Annotated in this window: 17 protein-coding genes; 8 read left to right on the plus strand and 9 right to left on the minus strand. The window is 36.3% G+C overall.

What is annotated here, in order from left to right; translation table 11 throughout:
* The first annotated feature begins 4 nt into the window (after positions 1 to 4).
* From EDF66_RS10085 to EDF66_RS10105, 5 genes are all read left to right on the plus strand, one after another.
* Positions 5 to 3,601, plus strand: coding sequence for a response regulator (locus EDF66_RS10085; protein ID WP_132842387.1), 3,597 nt, complete (start codon positions 5 to 7; stop codon positions 3,599 to 3,601).
* 16 nt (positions 3,602 to 3,617) lie between these two features.
* Entirely contained in the window at positions 3,618 to 3,989 is a 372-nt protein-coding gene (locus EDF66_RS10090) for a response regulator (RefSeq protein WP_021188095.1), read from the plus strand.
* Positions 3,990 to 4,820, plus strand: a complete 831-nt coding sequence (locus tag EDF66_RS10095; protein WP_132842389.1) for a CheR family methyltransferase — start codon at positions 3,990 to 3,992, stop codon at positions 4,818 to 4,820.
* Between the two features lie 12 nt (positions 4,821 to 4,832).
* A complete protein-coding gene (locus EDF66_RS10100) occupies positions 4,833 to 5,396 on the plus strand; it encodes a chemotaxis protein CheB (RefSeq protein WP_132842390.1) in 564 nt (187 codons plus the stop codon).
* A gap of 71 nt (positions 5,397 to 5,467) precedes the next feature.
* Positions 5,468 to 5,854: a response regulator gene (locus tag EDF66_RS10105; RefSeq protein WP_132842392.1), complete on the plus strand. Its 387-nt coding sequence runs from the start codon at positions 5,468 to 5,470 to the stop codon at positions 5,852 to 5,854.
* A gap of 150 nt (positions 5,855 to 6,004) precedes the next feature.
* Here EDF66_RS10105 and EDF66_RS10110 read toward each other — a convergent pair whose 3' ends face one another.
* Positions 6,005 to 6,913 (minus strand): diacylglycerol/lipid kinase family protein, encoded by a 909-nt coding sequence (locus EDF66_RS10110; RefSeq protein ID WP_132842394.1) that lies wholly within the window; start codon positions 6,911 to 6,913, stop codon positions 6,005 to 6,007.
* A gap of 83 nt (positions 6,914 to 6,996) precedes the next feature.
* Here EDF66_RS10110 and surE point away from each other — a divergent pair, with 83 nt between their 5' ends.
* Both surE and EDF66_RS10120 read left to right on the plus strand, forming a co-directional pair.
* Positions 6,997 to 7,725 carry a 5'/3'-nucleotidase SurE gene (gene surE, locus EDF66_RS10115; RefSeq protein WP_132773831.1) on the plus strand — a complete coding sequence of 243 codons (729 nt, stop codon included), beginning with the start codon at positions 6,997 to 6,999 and terminating at the stop codon, positions 7,723 to 7,725.
* A gap of 64 nt (positions 7,726 to 7,789) precedes the next feature.
* The gene (locus EDF66_RS10120; RefSeq protein ID WP_132773833.1) at positions 7,790 to 8,044 is read left to right on the plus strand and encodes a hypothetical protein; all 255 of its coding nucleotides are present in this window, start codon (positions 7,790 to 7,792) and stop codon (positions 8,042 to 8,044) included.
* A 41-nt stretch (positions 8,045 to 8,085) separates the two neighbouring features.
* Here EDF66_RS10120 and EDF66_RS10125 read toward each other — a convergent pair whose 3' ends face one another.
* The 6 genes from EDF66_RS10125 to EDF66_RS10150 form a co-directional block, all read right to left on the minus strand.
* Entirely contained in the window at positions 8,086 to 8,547 is a 462-nt protein-coding gene (locus EDF66_RS10125) for a ferritin-like domain-containing protein (protein ID WP_132773835.1), read from the minus strand.
* Between the two features lie 259 nt (positions 8,548 to 8,806).
* A complete protein-coding gene (locus EDF66_RS10130) occupies positions 8,807 to 11,080 on the minus strand; it encodes a multicopper oxidase family protein (protein WP_132842396.1) in 2,274 nt (757 codons plus the stop codon).
* 141 nt (positions 11,081 to 11,221) lie between these two features.
* Entirely contained in the window at positions 11,222 to 12,082 is an 861-nt protein-coding gene (locus EDF66_RS10135) for a DUF3347 domain-containing protein (RefSeq protein WP_132842398.1), read from the minus strand.
* Positions 12,083 to 12,674: 592 nt separating this feature from the next.
* Positions 12,675 to 13,367, minus strand: a complete 693-nt coding sequence (locus tag EDF66_RS10140; RefSeq protein WP_132842400.1) for a LytR/AlgR family response regulator transcription factor — start codon at positions 13,365 to 13,367, stop codon at positions 12,675 to 12,677.
* A gap of 44 nt (positions 13,368 to 13,411) precedes the next feature.
* Entirely contained in the window at positions 13,412 to 14,833 is a 1,422-nt protein-coding gene (locus tag EDF66_RS10145) for a sensor histidine kinase (RefSeq protein ID WP_132842402.1), read from the minus strand.
* An 18-nt stretch (positions 14,834 to 14,851) separates the two neighbouring features.
* A complete protein-coding gene (locus EDF66_RS10150; RefSeq protein ID WP_132842403.1) occupies positions 14,852 to 15,670 on the minus strand; it encodes a hypothetical protein in 819 nt (272 codons plus the stop codon).
* A gap of 233 nt (positions 15,671 to 15,903) precedes the next feature.
* Here EDF66_RS10150 and EDF66_RS10155 point away from each other — a divergent pair, with 233 nt between their 5' ends.
* Positions 15,904 to 16,638 carry a hypothetical protein gene (locus tag EDF66_RS10155; RefSeq protein ID WP_132842405.1) on the plus strand — a complete coding sequence of 245 codons (735 nt, stop codon included), beginning with the start codon at positions 15,904 to 15,906 and terminating at the stop codon, positions 16,636 to 16,638.
* Between the two features lie 55 nt (positions 16,639 to 16,693).
* On the opposite strand, the gene EDF66_RS10160 is transcribed toward EDF66_RS10155, so the two are convergent.
* A complete protein-coding gene (locus EDF66_RS10160; RefSeq protein ID WP_132842407.1) occupies positions 16,694 to 18,106 on the minus strand; it encodes an efflux transporter outer membrane subunit in 1,413 nt (470 codons plus the stop codon).
* Positions 18,106 to 21,261, minus strand: a complete 3,156-nt coding sequence (locus EDF66_RS10165) for an efflux RND transporter permease subunit (protein WP_132842409.1) — start codon at positions 21,259 to 21,261, stop codon at positions 18,106 to 18,108. The genes EDF66_RS10160 and EDF66_RS10165 overlap by 1 nt, the downstream gene beginning before the upstream one ends.
* Positions 21,262 to 21,278: the final 17 nt, after the last annotated feature.

The raw sequence follows: 21,278 nt of genomic DNA on the forward strand, positions 1-21,278 counted from the left end.
GAAAATGTCTAAACCATTTTTAAGAAATTTACAGATTGGCTTTGGTTTTTCCTTGGTTCTGTTATTGGCAAGTTCTACTGCATCTTATATAAGTATTAAAGAGCAGATCAATAACCGTACAAAAGTTGATCATAGTCGGCGCGTTATTGCATCAGCAAATAAAATCTTAAATGATTTGCAAAATGCCGAGACCGGTCAGCGGGGGTTCCATCTTACCGGAAAGGAAACTTTTTTAGAACCGTATATTAATAGTCAAAAATCTTTACCTCAAGCACTAATCTTGACAAGGGAACTTGTGACTGATAATCCTAAACAAAGTCAAGTAGCGGATAGTCTATCCTCTTTAGTAAACTCAAGGCTTGGGATTTTAGCTAATCTCATTACCATAAAAAGACAGGGGGGAGACGTTTCTTTAGCACAATTGGAAGAGGGTAAGCAATACATGGATAGTTGCCGTGCTATTATTGCCCGGTTTATTGATGCTGAAGAGGTTCTACTCAATAGAAGATCTGATGAACTTAATAAATCGTCGTTCTATACCTCAATTTTTGTCGTTATTGCGGCTATTGTTTCGCTATTGATCACCATAGTTTTTTATCTACGTATTCGGGAAGATTTTATCAAGCGAGAAGAGTTACAAAAATCACTGAAAGATAAAGATGAAGAAATTAGCCGTAGGCTAAAAATTACGCAAAGGATTGCAAATAAGATTGCAGGAGGAGACTATACCGTGAATGTGAATGATACGGAGCAAGATGATCTAGGTATTCTCGGAGGTTCGTTGAATCAGATGGCTGATGCTTTAAAACGATCATTTGATGACCTAAATAACAATGAATGGCGACAAACAGGGTTAGCTCAACTTAATGAAACTCTTGTTGGAAATAAAACAGAACAAATCTTAATATCAGATGCTTTAGATCAACTTATCACCTACGGTAATTGTACCAATGGTGCATTTTACCTGTGGGAGCAAAATCGCATTGTACTTAAAAATGCATATGGTTTAGAAGACCGTATGGTAAAATATTTTACTCCGGGAGAAGGTATGATTGGTCAGGTTTTTAAGGAAGGAAAGGTTAAACGGTTTGAAAATCTATCGAACAGTGATTATGTCGTGAGTTTTGCCAGCGGTCAATTTCGTATCGATAATGTGCTTTTATTGCCTGTTTTTGCGGATTATCATTGTATAGGTGTTATTGAATTGGGATCGATCAATGCTGTAGAAAATGTAAAACTACCTTATTTCATTGAAGCAACCCGCAATATAGGGATTGCGATAGCTGCAGCGAAAAGCCGTGATCAGGTACAGCAACTTCTGGAAGAAACGCAAACGCAAACGGAAGAACTGCAGGCACAACATGCTGAATTGGAAAATTTAAACACGGAGCTCGAGGCGCAGACTCAAAAATTACAATCATCTGAAGAAGAATTGAGAGTCCAGCAGGAAGAACTTGTACAGTCCAATCACGAATTGGAGGAACGGTCAAAATCTCTTGAAGAAAAAAACCATCTTATCGCCGAGCGTAATCTAGAGATACAGCGGAAAGCTGAAGAGCTAGCGCTGAGCACAAAATATAAATCGGAATTTTTGGCGAATATGTCACATGAACTTAGAACTCCGCTTAATTCTATCCTTCTCTTATCACGATTGATGTCAGAGGATACGGACGGTAATTTGAATGAAGATCAAATTGAATCAGCAAAAGTTATTCAGAGTTCAGGAACAAGTTTATTAAGTTTAATAGATGAAATCTTAGATCTTTCTAAGATCGAATCTGGTAAAATGGAACTTGACTATCAAGATGTGAAATTACAAGATATAACGCATGATTTGCAGAATCTGTTTTTACCATTAATCAAGGAAAAATCACTTTCTTTTGATGTGTCTATTGATTCGAATATTTCTGATACGATAGAGACCGATCGTTTAAGACTGGATCAGGTTTTAAGAAATCTGTTATCAAATGCTGTTAAATTTACGTCGGAGGGTAAGATAAGTTTATCAATTTCTGAAGATAAAGATCATCCCGAGAATTTAATTTTTGAGGTTAGGGATACTGGAATTGGCATAGCTGAAGACAAGCAGAAAATTATCTTTGAAGCCTTTCAGCAAGCAGATGGTTCAACACGGAGAAAATTTGGCGGTACTGGACTAGGACTGTCTATCAGCCGGGAGATAGCCCGCCTCCTTGGTGGTAAGATTTTATTGACTAGTAAAGAAGGAGAGGGTAGTGTCTTCAAACTATTTATTCCGAAAAGCAAAACTTCTGACGTAATAAAACCATCGTCTGAGCGATTGATCGATATCATTGCTTCTGATATAGATGAAATGAAGAGTATAGTTGGTGAAGCAGTTTCTCCTAATATAGTTTATACTATTCCTGAAGAGGTCGAAGATGATCGCGATCATATTGTAAAAGGAGATAAAGTTATTCTTATTGTGGAGGATGATACTGCATTTGCGAAGGCTTTGCTCAAATATACACGTAAACAGAATTATAAAGGGGTAGTTGTGGTAAGAGGAGATATTGCTGCAGAATTTGCTGCTCGCTATTTGCCCTTAGCTATTTTGTTGGATATTCAGTTGCCTATAAAAGATGGCTGGCAGGTTATGGATGAAATAAAAAGCAATCCACTTACTAGACACATACCTGTTCATATCATGTCTTCACTTCAGGTCAAAAAAGAGAGTCTACTCAAAGGTGCTATAGATTTTATTAATAAACCTGTTGCCGTTGAGCAGATCGGGATCATGTTTAAAAAAATAGAGGATGCGCTAACGCGTTACCCAAGAAAGGTTCTGATTGTTGAAGAGAATCCTAAACATGCTTCAGCACTTTCTTATTTTTTGAGCAATTTTAATATTACTGCCGAAATTAAGACAAATGTTGATGAAAGTGTTCAAGCATTAAGTTCGGATGGCGCCAATTGTGTGATTTTGGATATGGGGGTGCCTGATAAGATTGGTTATGAAACTTTAGAAGCAATCAAAAATAATAAGGGTTTGGAAAATCTTCCTATTATTATTTTTACAGGAAAAAATCTGTCACATGCAGAGGAGGTCAAAATTAAACAATACGCAGATTCTATTGTTATTAAAACGGCCCATTCTTACCAGCGAATTTTAGATGAGGTAGGACTTTTTCTTCACTTAGTTGAAGAAAATTCTGCTGACGCACAGAAAAGAAAAGTGAATAAGCTAGGTTCTCTGAGTGAAGTATTAACAGGAAAGAAGGTTTTGATCGCAGATGATGATGTAAGGAACATATTTTCATTGTCAAAAGCATTAGAAAAGTACCAGATGAATGTTATATCAGCTACAAATGGGAAGGAAGCTTTGGTACAGCTAGAAAATAATCCGGATGTATCTATCGTTCTGATGGACATGATGATGCCAGAAATGGATGGTTATGAGACGATCAGGCTAATGCGAAAAAATCCGAAATATTCAAAATTACCAATCATGGCTGTTACGGCAAAAGCAATGACTGGTGATCGGGAAAAGTGTATTGTAGCAGGTGCTTCTGATTATATATCTAAGCCGGTTGATACTGACCAACTGTTATCTTTACTCCGCGTATGGTTATATGATAATTAAGAGCATAAAATAGGTGATGAAGAAAGCTAAGTTAGTATTGATTATCGATGATGATAATCGCAACATCTTCGCATTGCGATTGGCTTTAAAGTCGCGAGGATATCAGTCACTTTCCTGTAATAGTGCCCAAGAAGGCTTTGAATTATTGGCTAATAATAGCGATATTGAGATTGTTTTAATGGATATGATGATGCCCGATATGGATGGTTATGAAGCTATTCAGGTGATTGGGGCATCTGAAACTTATGGTCATGTTCCCGTGATTGCAGTAACAGCTCAAGCTATGCAGGGAGATCGTGAGAAGTGTTTGGATGCTGGTGCTCGTGCTTATGTGCCAAAACCAATAGATTTAGATCTATTAATAGGTATAATTGAACAGAATAGTTAGATGTGGGAACCGAGTATTATAAAAAATGAGGATATCGAGTTGCTTTTGACAGATGTGGCAGAACGGTATGGTTATGATTTTACACAATATAGTAAAGCTTCATTGAAAAGACGGTTAAATCGACTGTGTCTGATCGATAAATTTACAAGCTTTGCAGAACTGAGATATCGGGTAATAAGTGATCCCGAATACCTGCAACGTTTTGTTGAGGAAATTACCGTCAACGTCACCGAAATGTTTCGTGATCCAAATTTTTATAAGGCTTTACGCGAAGATGTTTTTCCCCGATTAGGTACCTATCCTTTTATACGGATTTGGGTAGCGGGGTGTTCTACTGGAGAGGAAGCCTATTCAATTGCAATTTTGCTCAAGGAGGCTAATTTGTATCATAAATCATTGATTTATGCGACAGATATTAATCCAGGAGTCTTAGAACGGGCAAGCAGTGGGATGTTTCCCATCAGCCAAATGCAACAATATTCGGAGAATTATATACAATCTGGAGGTTTAGAGGATTTTTCTAAATATTATGCCGCTAATTATGATTCTGTAAAGTTTAACGGTGATTTAAAAGATAAAATGATCTTTTCGACACATAATCTAGTATCGGATACCTCTTTCAATGCATTTCAGCTAATCCTTTGCCGGAATGTGCTGATTTATTTTGACAAGGATTTACAGAACAGTGTTTTTGATTTATTTGATGAAAGCTTAGATACGCTAGGATATCTGGCATTGGGGTCTAAGGAAACTATTCGTTTTTCTAATTTGGAGAAAAAATATAAACAAATTAACGATGAACGAATCTGGAGGAAAACACGTTCATCATAATTCTCGTTTTAAATGGGTGATTCAATATTCGTAATCGGAGGTTCAGCAGGAAGTATCAAAGTATTACTAGAGGTATTGCCTCAACTTGATATGGGTTTATCATTTCCTATTGTTATCATTTTGCACCGTAAATCTTACCCTGGATCTGTACTCAATAAATTATTAGCTAATAGCAGTAAATTGCCGGTTATGGAGGTGGAGGATAAGATGACTATTTTGCCAGGGAGTATTTATATCGTTCCACCTGACTATCATATGCTGTTTGAAAATCAAACTCAGGTATCCTTAGACTTTTCAGAAAAATTAAATTTTTCACGTCCTTCTATCGATATTACATTTCGATCAGCTGCAGAAACCTTTAAGGAACATGCGGTTGCAGTGCTATTATCGGGAGCAAACGCTGATGGCGTAAATGGATTGAAAGAAATTAAAAAATATGGTGGAACTATTTTGGTGCAAGATCCAGAGACAGCAGAAATAGATTATATGCCTAAGCAAGCCCTATTGGCTATGGAGGTAGACCAGGTATTAAAACCGACCGAAATTGCGTCTTATATCAATCAATTGCGTATTTGACGCAACTAATCTTGCATTAGTTTTTTATTATATTAGCGCCTTATTAACGTTTTCCCATACTTTGATTTACGATGAAAGATAAGACTATATTGCTCTTTGATGATGATGTGAACATCTTGGAAGTTTGCACCATTATTTTAGAAAATTATGGATATCAGGTGGCTACATCTGAGACATCACATGATATTATTGAAAAAGTAACGGCTGTTAAACCTGATGTTATTTTAATGGATAACTGGATTCCTGAGATTGGTGGCATCAAAGCTACTCAACTTGTTAAACAGCACCCAGATTTCAATCATATTCCTGTTATATACGTATCTGCTAATAATGATATTCAGCTCTTAGCAGAAGAAGCGGGTGCAGACAGTTATCTCGAGAAGCCATTTAACTTGGATGATCTTGAAAATGCTGTTAAATCTATGTTGAACTTATCGAAATCAGATTTAAATGTTTAAATGAATGGCTTATTCAATATGAACTAAAAAAGGATCCTGCTTGTTCAGGATCCTTTTTTAGTTCAACTCTATATTTTTTAAAACATTTATTTATCGTTCATTAATTTTTATCTCCTGCGAGTTGTAAAGGGCTCTAATATAAATGTTTATCTATGATTGCGGAACAAGAAACTCAAGGACGTTTTCTCTTACTTCCAATATTGCAACATTCTTGAGCGGCAGTACCAGTTCGTCATCTATATGCATGTAGGTACTCTCACAATCAATGGTAAGCTGTTTAGCTTCAAATTTTTTATAGTCAAATGTAACTTCTTCTCCGTTTAATCTTTTCTTAATAAAAGCAGCGAAATCTGATCTTTGTGCCTCATCTACATATACGACATTGAAAAGACCATCATCTGTCACCGCTTCTGGTGATAATATTAGATTAGGACCCACGGATTGAATGTTCATAATTTCAAGTAACAAGCATTTGCCTTCGTAGATTTTATCATCGGCTTTTATCCAAAATTTTTCAGCTTTAGCAGTCGTAATAATTTCATGCAGGACTTCTAAAGCTAATTTTAGTTCATCTTTTGCGGTGTCAACTTTACTTTTATCAACGGATTCCATTTTCTGGATTAGGTGTGGAAAAACACCATATCCAGCGCCCTCTAAGAAGAAATCTGTCGTATCAGCATTTTTAATCACCCCTACATCAAAACGCTGTCGCTTACTGTTTTTCCAGTTTTTGATATGATCTAGATTTTTTTTGGTACTGTCAATCCCCAATGCTATGGACAGATTATTAGCAGTCCCCATCGGTAATATGGTGATAGGGATTTTCTTTTCAAGTGAATTTCTTTTCACCAATTCCTTAACGACTCCTCTTACGGTTCCATCGCCACCGGCTATTATAGCAAAATCTGCTTGATCAATTTGATGAATCCATTGATCTCCATTTTTTACCGAAAAGTATACACAAGCATAACCTTCCTGTTCAATTAATGTTATTAAATCAGATTTTAAATGATCCTCATCGCCTGCGCCCGGATTGTGTAATAAGATTGCTTGTTCCATAGATTTAATTTATATAACAACATTTAGCTTATCCATTTGTTGTTATTTATATAAAATATTTATTTGCAGAAACGATAGAAACTATGAGAATTTTAATAACAAATGACGACGGTATTTATAGTCCAGGTATTGCATCTCTAGCAAAAGTGGCTCGGAAATTTGGACAGGTAAAATTAGTGGCACCAGATGTTGAGCAGTCTTCGATGGGACATGCAGTCACACATTCTAGACCATTGAGTTATAAAAAATCTCCGATTGTATTTGAAGATGTGGAGGCTTATCGCGTAAACGGAACTCCAGCAGACTGCGTTGCCATGGGCATACATTTATGGAATGATGTTGATGTGGTTTTATCAGGAATTAATATGGGACCTAATCTAGGTAATTCGATGTGGCATTCGGGAACTTTGGCGGCCGCCAAACAGGCCGTCTTGTTTGGTATTAAAGGTATCGCACTGAGTACACCCGTGGGAAAAACAGAACCTGACTTTGAAGCGCTAGAACCCTTTGTAGAGAAAACATTGGCGCTTCTGTTGGCGGATAAGGAATTGGCTCTTTATAACGTTAATTTTCCTGAAAAGCCAACAGAAATCATCTGGACGAGACAGTCTGTGCGATTATATGATGGTACAATTATACCCGGAACGGACCCATTGGGACGAAAGCACTATTGGTTTACGGTATCTCCACTAGAGCCAGCTGATGAAGGTACAGACAGATGGGCTGTGGAGCATGATATGGTATCTATTACGCCATTGCGATTAGATTTGACGGATGAAGCAACGCTTTTGAAAAGGCTTGGAGAAAAATAGGTAATATTATTATCAATCGCGCTATTTATTTAAATGCTGATGTACATTAAATATATAAATGAAAATGAGAAATTTAAATATTGCTTTAATACTGATTATGAATGCCGTTTTCTTTTCGTCTTGTGGCGAGAATATGAAAAATAATTCCGATCTAAATAATACGCTAGATACAGTTCATCAGCAATTAAAAGGGCTTCCTCTTGATAATCTGCATCGCAGTAGAGTGGGGGACTCAACTGTTGATGTTAAGGATGGTAAATCAGGTCTTCCCCTCAATAATCTTGATCGGGAGAATCCTACAGATACCGTAGGTCATTAATAGACTTAAAGAAGCTTTGTTCGTTTTATCTAATGCAACGCTTAATCTGCTTCATCTCTGAGGGTGCGAATCTGATCGTGTGCCTTTTTTTGCTTTTCTGCATGATTTCGAATCATAGTGACGATAGCTATAGGAAGATCTGGGGCTTCTTTTAAAGCCTTTTCATACTCTTTTTTACTTGCGTCTTCACCACGTTCACATTCTTCGAGAATCTGTTTACGATCATGACCACTTAATGTTGCTTTCAGATCTAACCAGAAGCGATGCAATTTACCGGAGATGCGCGGGGGAATTGTTGGAGCTTCGCCATCGACAACGGTAAATGGAGCAAGCTCGGAGTTGAACAGGATGGTTTCTTGGATATAATCTTCGAATAGTGAACGTAAGTCATTATCACGATTTGTTTTTAGGTTTTCTAATGCTAAGGTATAGCCTTCGATTCTGTCGTTGTTAATCTGAATCAAATCTATTAAAATTCCTGCGGTTACAGTATCTGTATACATAATTTACTTTTTAGAAATACAACTATTAGAGGAACAAACTGATCCCTTAAAAAGTTTTTCGACACCATCTCCGCGAGTTTATGTTCTTTTCTAAAACAAAAATTCAAGTTGCTGTCATTTCATACATTAGAAAGTAAATATAAATCTTTAACAAAAAGGGTCTAATGAAAAAATAGACCCTTTATCTGTGCGTTCAGTTGTTTCTTATTTTCTTATTTCCTTATTAACGATACAACACATTAAGAGAAATATATCAGTCTTAATAGTTTAATGATAATCCGAATCCCCAGCCCATATCACTATCATAATGCGTACGTATACCCATATTTTTATTGATCACATACGTAAGGTCAACCATATATTCTAGATCTGTGTTAACCATAAAACCTCCTCTTAATCTGGGTGAAATAGGAATGTCTTCTCTCATCAATTGTAGGCGTACTATTCCGTCATGATAAACTTCAGCTTGAAAATTTACAAGCATCGGAAGTGTATACATAAATCCGGCACTGACAGCTCTTCTGACATCTTTTTTATTAACTTGACCAAAGATGTTTTTTTCATGCTCATCTTCGCCCATTCTCCTATATCTCCAATCGAAACCTACAAATGGCATCAACCATTGCATTTTTCCGATGTATCTTCCAAGATGGGTCTCTACTTCATATCCATGCATATCGTTGTAGCCTAATCTCCACTCTGTTCCTAATGACCATCTTGCATTTTGAATCATAGCACTACCGTCATTACCATTTGTTGCGAAATCATTCTGCGCCATGAAGTGGGCCATATTACTTTCTTTCTGTAAGGCTTTATAGGCCTTTTCTTTATTTGGAAGTAAGGGGTTTTTATAATCTCCAACTTCAAAAACCCTGTTCATACCCGCCATCATGTGGTATAAAATATGGCAATGAAAAAACCAGTCTCCCTCTTCGTTAGCTAAAAATTCAATAGTGTCGACTTCCATTGGCATGATATCAATAACATTTTTAAGAGGTGCATTTTCTTTTTTACCATTAAGTACTCTAAAATCAAACCCATGTAGATGTATTGGGTGTCTCATCATGGAGTTATTGTATAGTGTGATGCGTAATACTTCACCTTTCTTTACAGGAATTTTATCACTTTCAGCCAGCACTTTATTGTCCATACTCCAGACATATCTGTTCATATTTCCGGTTAGGGTAAATTTAAGATCTCTTACCGGTGCATCTTTTGGGAGTGTAGTATTATAAGGAGATTTGAGCATGGCATAATTTAGCGTTACAATATCTCCTATAGCATTGGCATTATATCGATCTTTATCCTCGGTCATTTTATGTGAACCATGTTGACTATGATCTTCTTTTTTTGTCTTATCACCAGATATTTCAGGATACATGACTACGTTCATATCCATTTGGTTTAGGCTCATTTTCATGCCCATATCATCCAGATCCCCGTTCATTTTCATCATGTCATTCATCATCTTCATGCCTTCAAAATATTTAAGTCTAGGCAGGGGAGATATGAGCTGTTTTTTTCCGTTTCCTACAAAGTAGCTTGTTGATTTTGTTCTATCTTCTGTCGTCGCCATGAATTCATACGAAATGCCTTCATTAGGGATTGTGAGTACTATATCGTAGGTTTCAGATACTGCAATCATTAATCGGTCTACTTGTACAGGCTCTACATCGTTACCATCATTGGCTACAACGGTTATTTTACCTCCTGCATAACGAAGCCAAAAATAGGATGATGCACCACCATTTGATATGCGAAGACGAACTTTGTCTCCTGCTTTCAAAGTCTTATTATCTATTTTTTCTAGATTGGAGAACTCGTTCCCGTTCATTAAAACCTTATCGTAGTACACATCACTTACATCCATAGCCATCATACGTTTCCATTCATTTTTGACTTTAGTTTTAAAGTGACCTTCTTTAATAGCCTCGGCATAAGATTGGGTAGCACCTTTTTTGATGGCGGCCCAATCATTCGCATTATGCAGCATTCTATGTATGTTATCCGGATTTAGGTCTGTCCATTCACTCAATATAATTGGTATAGTAGGTAAATCATCAATTCCTTTTCTGAAAGTTTTATCATCACTTCTTTTTTTCAAGATGAGACTGCCGTACATACCGATCTGTTCCTGTAAACCCGAATGGGAGTGATACCAATGTGTACCATGTTGGATAATAGGAAAGCGATAGGTATATGTTGTATTGGGTTTTATCGGTTCTTGGGTAAGATGGGGTACTCCATCCTCTTTATTAGGCAAAAATATGCCGTGCCAGTGTAAAGATGTATTTTCTTTTAGTTGGTTATGCACCACAATTTCGGCAGTATCACCTTCTGTAAATGTAAGAGTGGGCATAGGAATTTGTCCGTTAACCGAAATTGCCCGTTTTTGTTTCCCTGTAAAATTGACAATGGTATCTCGAACATACAGGTCATATTTGACAACTTTTTGTGCAAACGCAGTTGTTGCACAAATGAGCATAATCAATGTCTGTAATGCTTTTATAGATACATGCTTAGCTATATACATTGTTTATTTATTTTTTAGTGGAAGTTATTCCTGATGTTTTAACCAGTGAATAAGTATTTTTGTTTTTTCTGCATTTAATAGTTACATATAGCATATAAGAATATGATATACGTTGTTTATCTTATTTTAGAACTGTATTTATTAATTCAACGTTTCCACTGTGCTACCACAAGTCAACATTTTAGAACCAAAGTATGGGTTTTTGATGTCACTATCTTTACTCAACCAATGTGCACCTTTTCCTGCGTTAAACATCGGACAGTGCTGGTAGTAAATAGGACTCTCCAATTTAGATACTTTTGCTAGATCATAAATTGTTTTGGAAACATTTGCAAATAATTCACGTTGTTTTGGAACGGATTTAGATTTGGAAATACTTTCTACATGAGCAGTTAAGTCACTGATTCCTTTCATCCATACATCATGTTCTTTAGAAGATAGTGTATTCATATCTACTGCTTTAACAGTCGAAAGTAAGACAGTTGCTTGGGTGGAGGTAGCTGTCGCGTCAGTCTTTATTAAAGCATCTTTGACCGAAAAATAGCTATCAACAACTGCCTGCAATGGATTTTTGCTTTTTGTGGTTGCCTCATGCGTTGCATGATTGGACATCTCATTATGATCTTTCAGCAGCACGGCATCAGTTTTGGTGCCAGTCTTTAATTCTCTTGTATATTGGCAACATTCAGGAAGCTTTATATATACATCCGCAGGAGCTAGAAAATCTTCGCTGTCATAACCTGCTAAGGCAATACGCTTTAAGATTTCTTCTCTACTCGTTTTTTGAGTATCATAACTGATTATAGCTTTTTTTGTATCAACATTCCATTCTACCTGAGCGACATTTTTGCTATTTCCTGCTTTTTCAATGGTTTTTTTACACATGTCACATTCTCCATAGATATTGACGGTTTCAGTTTTTGTATTATTAATTTGGGCATATGTATTTATAGATGATAATAATACAGTGATTACTACCAATATTTTTGATATAGATTTCATGATTTTAATAATTAAAATAAAATAAATTAAGGATTTTCAAAAGCTGATTATAGCTTTTGATAAGACGTACTTTGGGCATTAAGGGCCCTTTTTAACCTATTTTGGGAGGTAACCAGATGTTTGAAAATTCCGAATAATAAATATTTTGTTGAAATCCGAATTTTTGTTTGGCAACAAAAGAAAATTCTTTCAGATTTATATCAAATGGAATAGTTAAGAAAACAGAACAAGAAGAAGAGAGGCATCTACATGTTACATGATCGCACTTGCTATGGTTGCAGTCTCCGTGATCAGCTTTTTTAGAAGTATTATCTGAACAGGTATTAATTGTTTTTGAATGGGTGGAGTGCTTTTCGTGCGCAGTTGAAGTATGTTGCTTTTTAGTACTATCCTTTTCACAGGAATAGCCCGTACTTGGCAACAATAAAAAGCCAAGACAGAATAATAAGATTATACCAATATGAGTCTTCAAATTCTTCAATATGACAAATTTATAAATTAATTGTATTATTTAGTGATATAATGGTAATATTTATTTACTACAATCCTGAAGTACTCACTTTAGACCCATATAAATGAATTATCGAGAAATTTATAATTTAATGTTAACATTGCCTTTTAATTTTTCTTTGAGATCACTGATATAGGAGCTACTTATTGGAATTATATGATCAGCGATCAAAACAAGATGTCTTTCGACTTTTTCAACCAGCTTTAGATTGATGATATATGACCTGTGTACTTGTAAGAACTGATGTGTTGGCAATAATTCTAGCGCTTCTTTTACGGTCATACGAACTAAAATACTTTTACCTCTTAAGATGTATTTTATATAATTGCCTGTTGCTTCTACGAATAAAATTTGATCAAAATCAATCCGCACCATATTAATTCCATCTTTAACAAAGATATGATTTACAGTAGAAACTGGTTGTTTTTGTTCGTTTGCTTTATTACAGGCTTTTAAAAATCTGGGAAATGAAAATGGTTTTAGTAAATAGTCAATTGCTTCTAGTTCAAACCCTGTTACGGCATGTTCTGAGTACGCTGTTGTGAATATTAACATCGGTTTTTTACTTAGGCTATTGAAAAAATCGATGCCTGAAATATCAGGCATCTTTACATCGAGAAACAAAAGATCAATTTGTTTTCTCCTCAAGTATTCTAAAGCATCAAATGCATTTGAAAATTTTGCTTCCAAAGTAATATAAGGGACTTTCTGTGCATAGCGATCGACAATATCCAATGCAATTGGTTCGTCATCTATTGCAATAGCTGTTATCATATTTATATTATAATCGATTTAAAGTTAATATACATAAAAAGACCTTAGGAATAAGCGTGCGTACTACTTTTTCCAATTTTCAAAGTCAGAAATGTAAAAAATTCAATTGGAGTTTCTTCAATATGCAATTCATAGTTGCCTTGGTATAGTAAATTTAATCGATGTTTGACATTATCTAAGCCTAACCCAGATTTGTTGCTTTCGGGATCGCGTTCGTTCAATCTATGAATGCTGTTGTAAACACTCAGTTTTAATACGTCTTTGTGTATATTTAAATGAATACGGATCCATGACGGCTTGTTAAGACTTATACCATGCTTAAAAGCATTCTCTATAAATGGAATTAAGAGCATAGGGGCAATAGCATGCGATTCGAGTACTTCAGGAATCTCATAAGTAATCTTAATCATTTCCACTGGCGCGGTTCTTAATGTTTGTAGATCGATGTATTCTTTTAGATATTCTATTTCTCTAGCCAATAGTATCGAATCTTGTTGATTTTCGTGTAACATAAAGCGCATCATATCTCCTAATTTTTGTATGCCTTCAGCAGTCCGCTCTGCATTTTCCTGAAGGGCAATCCCATATATCGTATTCATTACATTAAAAAGGAAATGGGGATTAATCTGAGATTGTAAAAGTTTGAGATCTGATTCAGTCTGCCCAAGTTCATTGCGAAGATTAACAAGTTGTCTAGATTGCTTACGCTGATTGAAATATAGGATGTAGGTCAATGGAATGATCATAATACTTATTAATACACCTGTGAGAATAATCTCATTGTGCAATCTCGCTCCTGAAGCTATCTTGATTATGGAGGCAAAAGGGATATAGGTTAAAATAGCGCTGATGATGGTAAATATGGTATACAGTGAGCGGTTTAATTTGCCGGATTCTAAATGTTCTAGTAGCAAATATTGCTGTAGAGCATATAGGCAGTATCCATAAGGAATTGCTAAAGTCAGATAAGCTAAATAACTGGAAAGGCCAAAAGATATAAAGGTTAGTAGAGCTCCTGAGATAACTACTATAAATGCCTCTTTTGCTATTTTTCTAATAAGAGTTTCTTTTTTATGAGAGAAGTAATAAAACAAAGTTTTTATACCTTCATAGGCAAATAAAGTTATGAAAGTAAACAATGAAATAGGAAAAGAAGGTGAATCAAAAAAATTATCTTTCCATGAATTATGGTTGATGTTAATATTGGAATAGCACCATGTAAGTGTGGACCATGACAGTATGAAAAGTAGTATTGTAGCACCAATTCCCCAATCTGTTTTACCTCTACCAAACAGGTAGGGCCGTAGATAACAAATAAAGGATATTGTGGTCAAAAAGATGGTAAGACCGATGATTTGATAGACCATTGCATGGCTTTGTTCGTTAGCGGTTCGTGTATATATCAAGAGCATTAAAAATAGATATATACTTGTTAGTATGATAAATTCAATTCTTCGCAGATTCATTTTTTTTTGATTTTAAGGTTATTTATTTTGCCACTTCGTGATTATATCTTCAACACCAAGTTGAATAGCTTCTAGCTTGCCATCTGAATTAAAGATATAAACAGTTGGAATTGCCTGGCTTCCCATTGCTATTTTAAATTTGCTATAATCACCAGTCAGGTCACTGGTATATGCCAAATGATCGTTAAATTTAGCATTAATGTTTTTCAATGTATTTATATTTTCTGTATTGTAAAATAGATAAATCTTAGCCCGGCTAGAGAATTGTGCATCTTTAGCCAGTTTGTTCAATTCAGATCTATTGGATTCTCCCATGCAGTCACTCATTCCTGATCCATTATAGATAATGATATTTGTGATATTCTTTTGTAATCTTATAGGTAAATTTGCCGTATCGACTATCATCAGATGCTCTGGCCATAAATCTCCGATTTTTATCTGATCAATTTTAAGATGGTCTTGAATTGCTTTAAATGCTGAAGTTTTTCTTACTCTTAAGGAGGTGCTTTCTAAAACATTTTTGAGTTCAGTTTTTGAAAACTGTGCTCGGGTCATAAATATACGTTCTATTCCACCAATACTATTCTTGAACGAAATCGCTAATTCTTTGTTTTTACGATTTGTTTCATCTAGATTAGCAATAAGGTCTACTTTTCTTTTTTGTCTATCAGCAATATTTCTAACAATACTATCCATACGTTTTTCATATTCATTCCATAAGATACTATCCTTTTTTACGTAATCACGATCTAGATTCTTATGATTTTGCGCAGTCGCATGAAGATGATTTAGGATAATTACATATACGAGAAATACCATTATTAATTTCGTTTTCATATATTCTTTTATTAATTGACAATACAAGAATATCAACCTTTTATCAGTTGTCAAATTATATGTGACGAATGGGTTTATTTATGGGATAGATTCGATTCGGATCTTCATTTGTTGAACAATATATCTAGGTAAAACAACTTTGTTATTTAAGTGTTTAGTCATAAACAACTGATCTGCAATGGTTAGTGTTTGTGTGTTAAATAAATTAAGTTGAACCGCCTAAAGATCACGTTATGCAGTTTGCTACTCTGACCAGATCCATCCTGTTAGACCTGCAGTCTAAAGGGTACAATATTTTAACATCTAAGAACAGGATTGATGATGAGAATCCTACTTGGTATCCGATTAGTGTACCCAATGTATGGGATTACCTGCTGCAACTAGATGGTAAAACAAAGGTATTGAGTTTTCAGGAACCGGCTGTGCTTGTTATTGAAGACGCTTTATTAAATGTGGAAGATGAACAGCTTGATGGGGAAGTATTTATTGAAGATGATCATTACTTAAGACTTAATCAACGGCTTCACATCTATAATCAATATTATCAATTTGTAGCCAATCCGGAAGTCTATGATTTTTCATTCGACCCGCAAAGATTGATTATCCGCAATTATGCCCTACATACTGGGGATCATAGCATGTATCTGGATTACCTTCAATTACATTACCCAGAACATGCTGCTGTAGGAATGAAAGATTTGGAGTCTTTGACCCGATCTTTAATCTGTCTTGATTCTACTCAAGCACATAACTGGTTTATGATGCACAATGTCGCAGTAATAGAATCGGATATTTGGGTCTGTGATGAAGATGCTATTTTAAAAGTATTAGCTGCTCAGGGGGATGATTATAGATGGAACATTTCTGATGATACTGACCAGTTAATTTACAATCGCATAACGCCACAAGATCTTTTGCCTATGCATGATCTTTTTTGGATAGATTCGAGGGTAAGAAAAGAGATGTGATTAAATCAAAAAAGGATCGATGGTATGTCGATCCTTTTTGATATGCTATGATTATTTATTCTGTTCCTCCACCTAATGCACGATAAAGATCTGTTGAAGCATCAAATTGTTCTTTTTGAATCGAAATGGCCTCTAGATCATTTTGAAGGGAGTTATTCTGTGCAGTGATAACTTCAAGATATGTCGCCATTCCACTTCTATACAGCAACATTGCATCACTAACAGCCTTTTGCAATGCCGTTTTTTTCTGTTCTATCAGTGTAATGCGTTGACTTGCGTACTCTCTTTTTGCTAAAGCATCAGATACCTCACTCACCGCAGTCATGACTGCCAGACGAAATTGTTCGGCAGATTTTTCCTGTTCGATTTTTGCTATTTCATAAGCTGTTTTTAACTTCTTATTTTGAAAAATAGGTTGGGTAATGTTACCAGCAATATTCTTTACTAATGAACCCGGTAAATCAAACCAATTTTCAAATTGGAATGAATTTGTTCCAATAGAAGGAGTTAATCTCAAAGAAGGATACATCTGAGCCTTTGCAAGACCAGTACCTGCGTTAGCAACTACCACAGCATATTCTGCAGCTCTAACATCAGGACGTCTACTGAGCATATCGGCAGGAACACCTATTGGAAAGCTTTCCACAAAGGGTGTCGTATCCATTGTATTTGCTCGTGATATGCTATCTGGAAAAGACCCACAAAGAATACTCAATACATTCTCTTGTAGTGCGATGTTTTGCTTAGCAAGGGGTACCAATAATTCAGCAGTTTTCTTCTGGGCTTCAGCTTGATCCACTGCCAGTGAATTGGTTTGCGCAGACTCGAACTGAAGTTTTATGATGTGCAAAGTCGTATCGCTCAAAGCAATGTTTCGCGAAGCAACTTTAAGTTGCTCATCCAAAGTAATCAAATTGTAGTAAGCCTGTGCGACTTGACTTACAATACGTGTTCGCAATGCTGATAAATTTTCACGTTGCATGAAGAAGCTTGCTCTTGCAGATTCTTTTTGCAACGCAACTTTCCCCCATATATCCGCTTCCCACGAAATATTAAGAGAAGCAGAATAATCGTCCATGTGTTGATTTCCTGTAAACTGCTCACTCAAAGAACCGTTCAAAGAGCTTTTTGATAAATAGTTCCTTGCCGCAGATATCGAAAGATCAGCTGTTGGAAGAAGTCCCAGTTTTGCCTGTTTATAGGAAAGATCTAGCTGACGGAGACTCATCATAGCGATCGATATATCCTTGTTCTTATCAAGTGCCTTATCGATCAAAGCCGTCAAATAAGTATCTTTAAAGAAAGTTTTATAGGGCAAACTAATGGTATCACCTGTCACCTCAACCGTATTCCTATAACTTTGTGGAGTCTCCAACTCTGGACGACTATATTTTTTGTTTACAGAACATGAGGACAACAAAGTTGCCACTCCAATACCGTAAATTATATTATTTATAGATAATGCCATTATTCAACACTTTGAATTTTTTGATTTTTATTTTTACCCGATACCTTTTCCTGCAGATATTGAAAAAGAATATAAAGGATCGGTATGACAAACACACCTAATATTACGCCTGAAAGCATCCCTATTGCGGCGCCCGTACTGATCGATCTATTACCCATTGCAGATCCGCCCGTAGCAAACATTAATGGAATCATACCAGCAATAAAAGCTAGAGATGTCATGATGATAGGACGTAATCTTGATTTTGCACCCTCAATGGCAGACTCTACAATAGAATAACCTGCAGCTCGCCGTTGTACGGCAAATTCGATGATTAAGATTGCATTTTTAGCTAATAATCCCACAAGCATAATTAATCCTACCTGTACATAAATATTATTATCCAATCCGATGGCTTTAATCGATGCAAATGCACCAATAATACCTGTTGGAATAGATAGCAATACTGCAAGTGGTAAAAGGTAACTCTCATACTGTGCCGCTAATAAAAAGTAAACGAATAGGAGACACAACGATAAGATAACTAACGTCTGATTTCCTGCTGACTTTTCCTCTAAACTTAAGCCAGTCCATTCGTAACCGTAGTCTGAAGGCAATTTGCTCAATACATTTTTTTCTAGATTATCCATGATTTCACCATTACTGGCGCCGGGTAGGGGCACTACACTAATGGTCAACGCATTAAATAAGTTGTATCTGCTTAAGGATTCAGGACCATATGCTTTATGTAGAGTAACAAGTGATTTCACAGGAACCATTTGATTTTGGTCATTACGGACAAATATTTCATTAAAGGAATTTTCGTCTGTTCTGAATATTCCATCAGCTTTCACATTGACACGGTAGAATTTACCAAATCGTGTAAAGTTCATGGACTGATCACCTGCGAAATAGGTCTGGATTACGTTCATCATATTACTGATTTCGACACCCATTTGTTGTGCTTTATCCTCATCGACCTCAAGTTCAAGTTGTGGGAAATCCGTACGGAATGTTGTATAAGCAAATTGCACCCCCGGTTGTTGCATAATTTTCCCAATAACCTCATCGGACATCTTTTTCAATTTTTCTGGGGATTTTCCACTTTTATCCTGTAACACGATTTCGGCACCGCTTGTAACCCCATATCCGTCTATTGGAGGACTTCTAAAGGCCATTATAGTAGCTTCTTTAACGGTTGCAAACTTTGCTGTTAGATTTCCTAAAATCACATCAATGTCTTTCTCCGTACCACGATCTTTCTTATCTTTCAACTTGATAAAACCCATAGCATATGCTGGACTGGCACTATTTGATAGAATGTTGAAGCCTGTAATAATGGTACTATTCTGTACAGACTCTTCTTTTTCCAACATATCATCTATACGTGCAGCAGCGGCAGTTGTCCGATCTAAGGCAGTACCCGGAGGCATACTTAAACTGAAGATGATAAATGAATCATCTTCCATCGGAACAAAGCTTTTTGGTGTACTGATCATCATCCAACCAGCTAGTGCAGTAATCAGAACAACTAAACCTGCACCAATCCACTTTTTAACAATTAAGAACCGTAATCCTTTGATATATTTACCTGTTAAATTCTCAAATCCAGCATTAAATGCGGTAAAGAATCGTTTTCCAAATCCTTTCTTTTCTGTTTCTCCATGATGACCATCGGCATGATTATTTTTCAATAATAAGGCACATAGGGCAGGAGTAAGGGTTAACGCATTGACCGCCGATATAATAATTGCAATCGCCAATGTATAGGCAAACTGCTTATAAAAAATACCTGCAGAACCTGTCATAAATCCGATCGGTATAAATACCGCAGACATAACTAAAGTAATCGATACAACTGCACCCGTGATCTCACCCATTGCACTATGGGTTGCCTCTTTTCCGGTCATGTTTGTGCCTTCCATTTTACTATGGACTGCCTCGACGACCACGATGGCATCATCGACGACGATACCGATTGCAAGTACAAGTGCAAAGAGTGTCAGTACGTTTATTGTGAAACCAAAAGCAAGCAGAAAGAAAAATGTTCCTATGATCGCTACAGGTACAGCAATTGCAGGTATGATGGTCGATCTAAAGTCCTGTAAAAACAAGAATACGACAATAAATACCAAAATAAATGCTTCAATCAAAGTAGATTTTACCTGTCCTGTTGCTTCGTCCAGACGCTCTTTTGTACTCATCAAACTGGTGTAGTCTACGCCAGGAGGAAAGTTTTTAGAAGCATTCTTTAATACATCGCGGACACCGATTTCGATATCATTTGCATTAGATCCTGTAGTCTGCAGAATTGCAACAGTAACTGAGTTTTTACCGCTCATAGTTGTATTTCCACTATAACTAAGAGAACCAAATTCTATACGAGCTACATCTTTTAAGCGTACCAAAAGCTCACCATCACGTTTAACAACGATATTTTCATATTCATGAGGTTGGCTCTTTTTACCTTTATAACGCATAACGTACTCCAGTGCCGCATTCGATTCTTCACCCAATTTACCGGGTGCCACCTCTAAACTTTGAGTGCCGATGGCCTTACTTACATCGGCAGGTTCTAAACCATAAGATGCCATTTTCTGCGGATTGAGCCAAACACGCATTGAATAGTCCTTTAAACCAAAAACCTGTGCCTGACCTACACCAGGTACACGTTTAATCTGTGGTATAACATTGATGTTGACATAGTTTTGAAGAAACAACTCATCATATTTTTCATTATCATCCGTATACACGTTGAAGATCATGATCATACTGTTCTGTTGTTTTGAGGTCGTAAGCCCCATCCGGATTACTTCTTCTGGAAGTATCGGCGTTGCTTGCTGCACTCTGTTTTGTACGTTTACAGCAGCCTGGTCAGGATTGACACCTTGTTTGAAGATAATGGAAATGGAAAAAGAACCATCATTACTTGCAGTAGACTTGATATACTGCATGTTTTCCACACCATTGATCTGCTCTTCCAGTGGTGTTACCACTGAGCGGATCACGGCCTCACTGTTTCCACCAGGATAACTACCCGAAACCATTACGGTAGGTGGAGATATATCCGGAAATCTTGTTACAGGTAGTCTTAATAATCCTATAACGCCCAATATTAAGAGCACAACCGAAATAACGGTGGCCATTACGGGTCTATCTATAATCTTTTTTAACATGTTGATACTCGTCTAAA

This window comes from Sphingobacterium sp. JUb20, assembly GCF_004342035.1.
In the GTDB taxonomy this organism is placed as follows: domain Bacteria; phylum Bacteroidota; class Bacteroidia; order Sphingobacteriales; family Sphingobacteriaceae; genus Sphingobacterium; species Sphingobacterium anhuiense.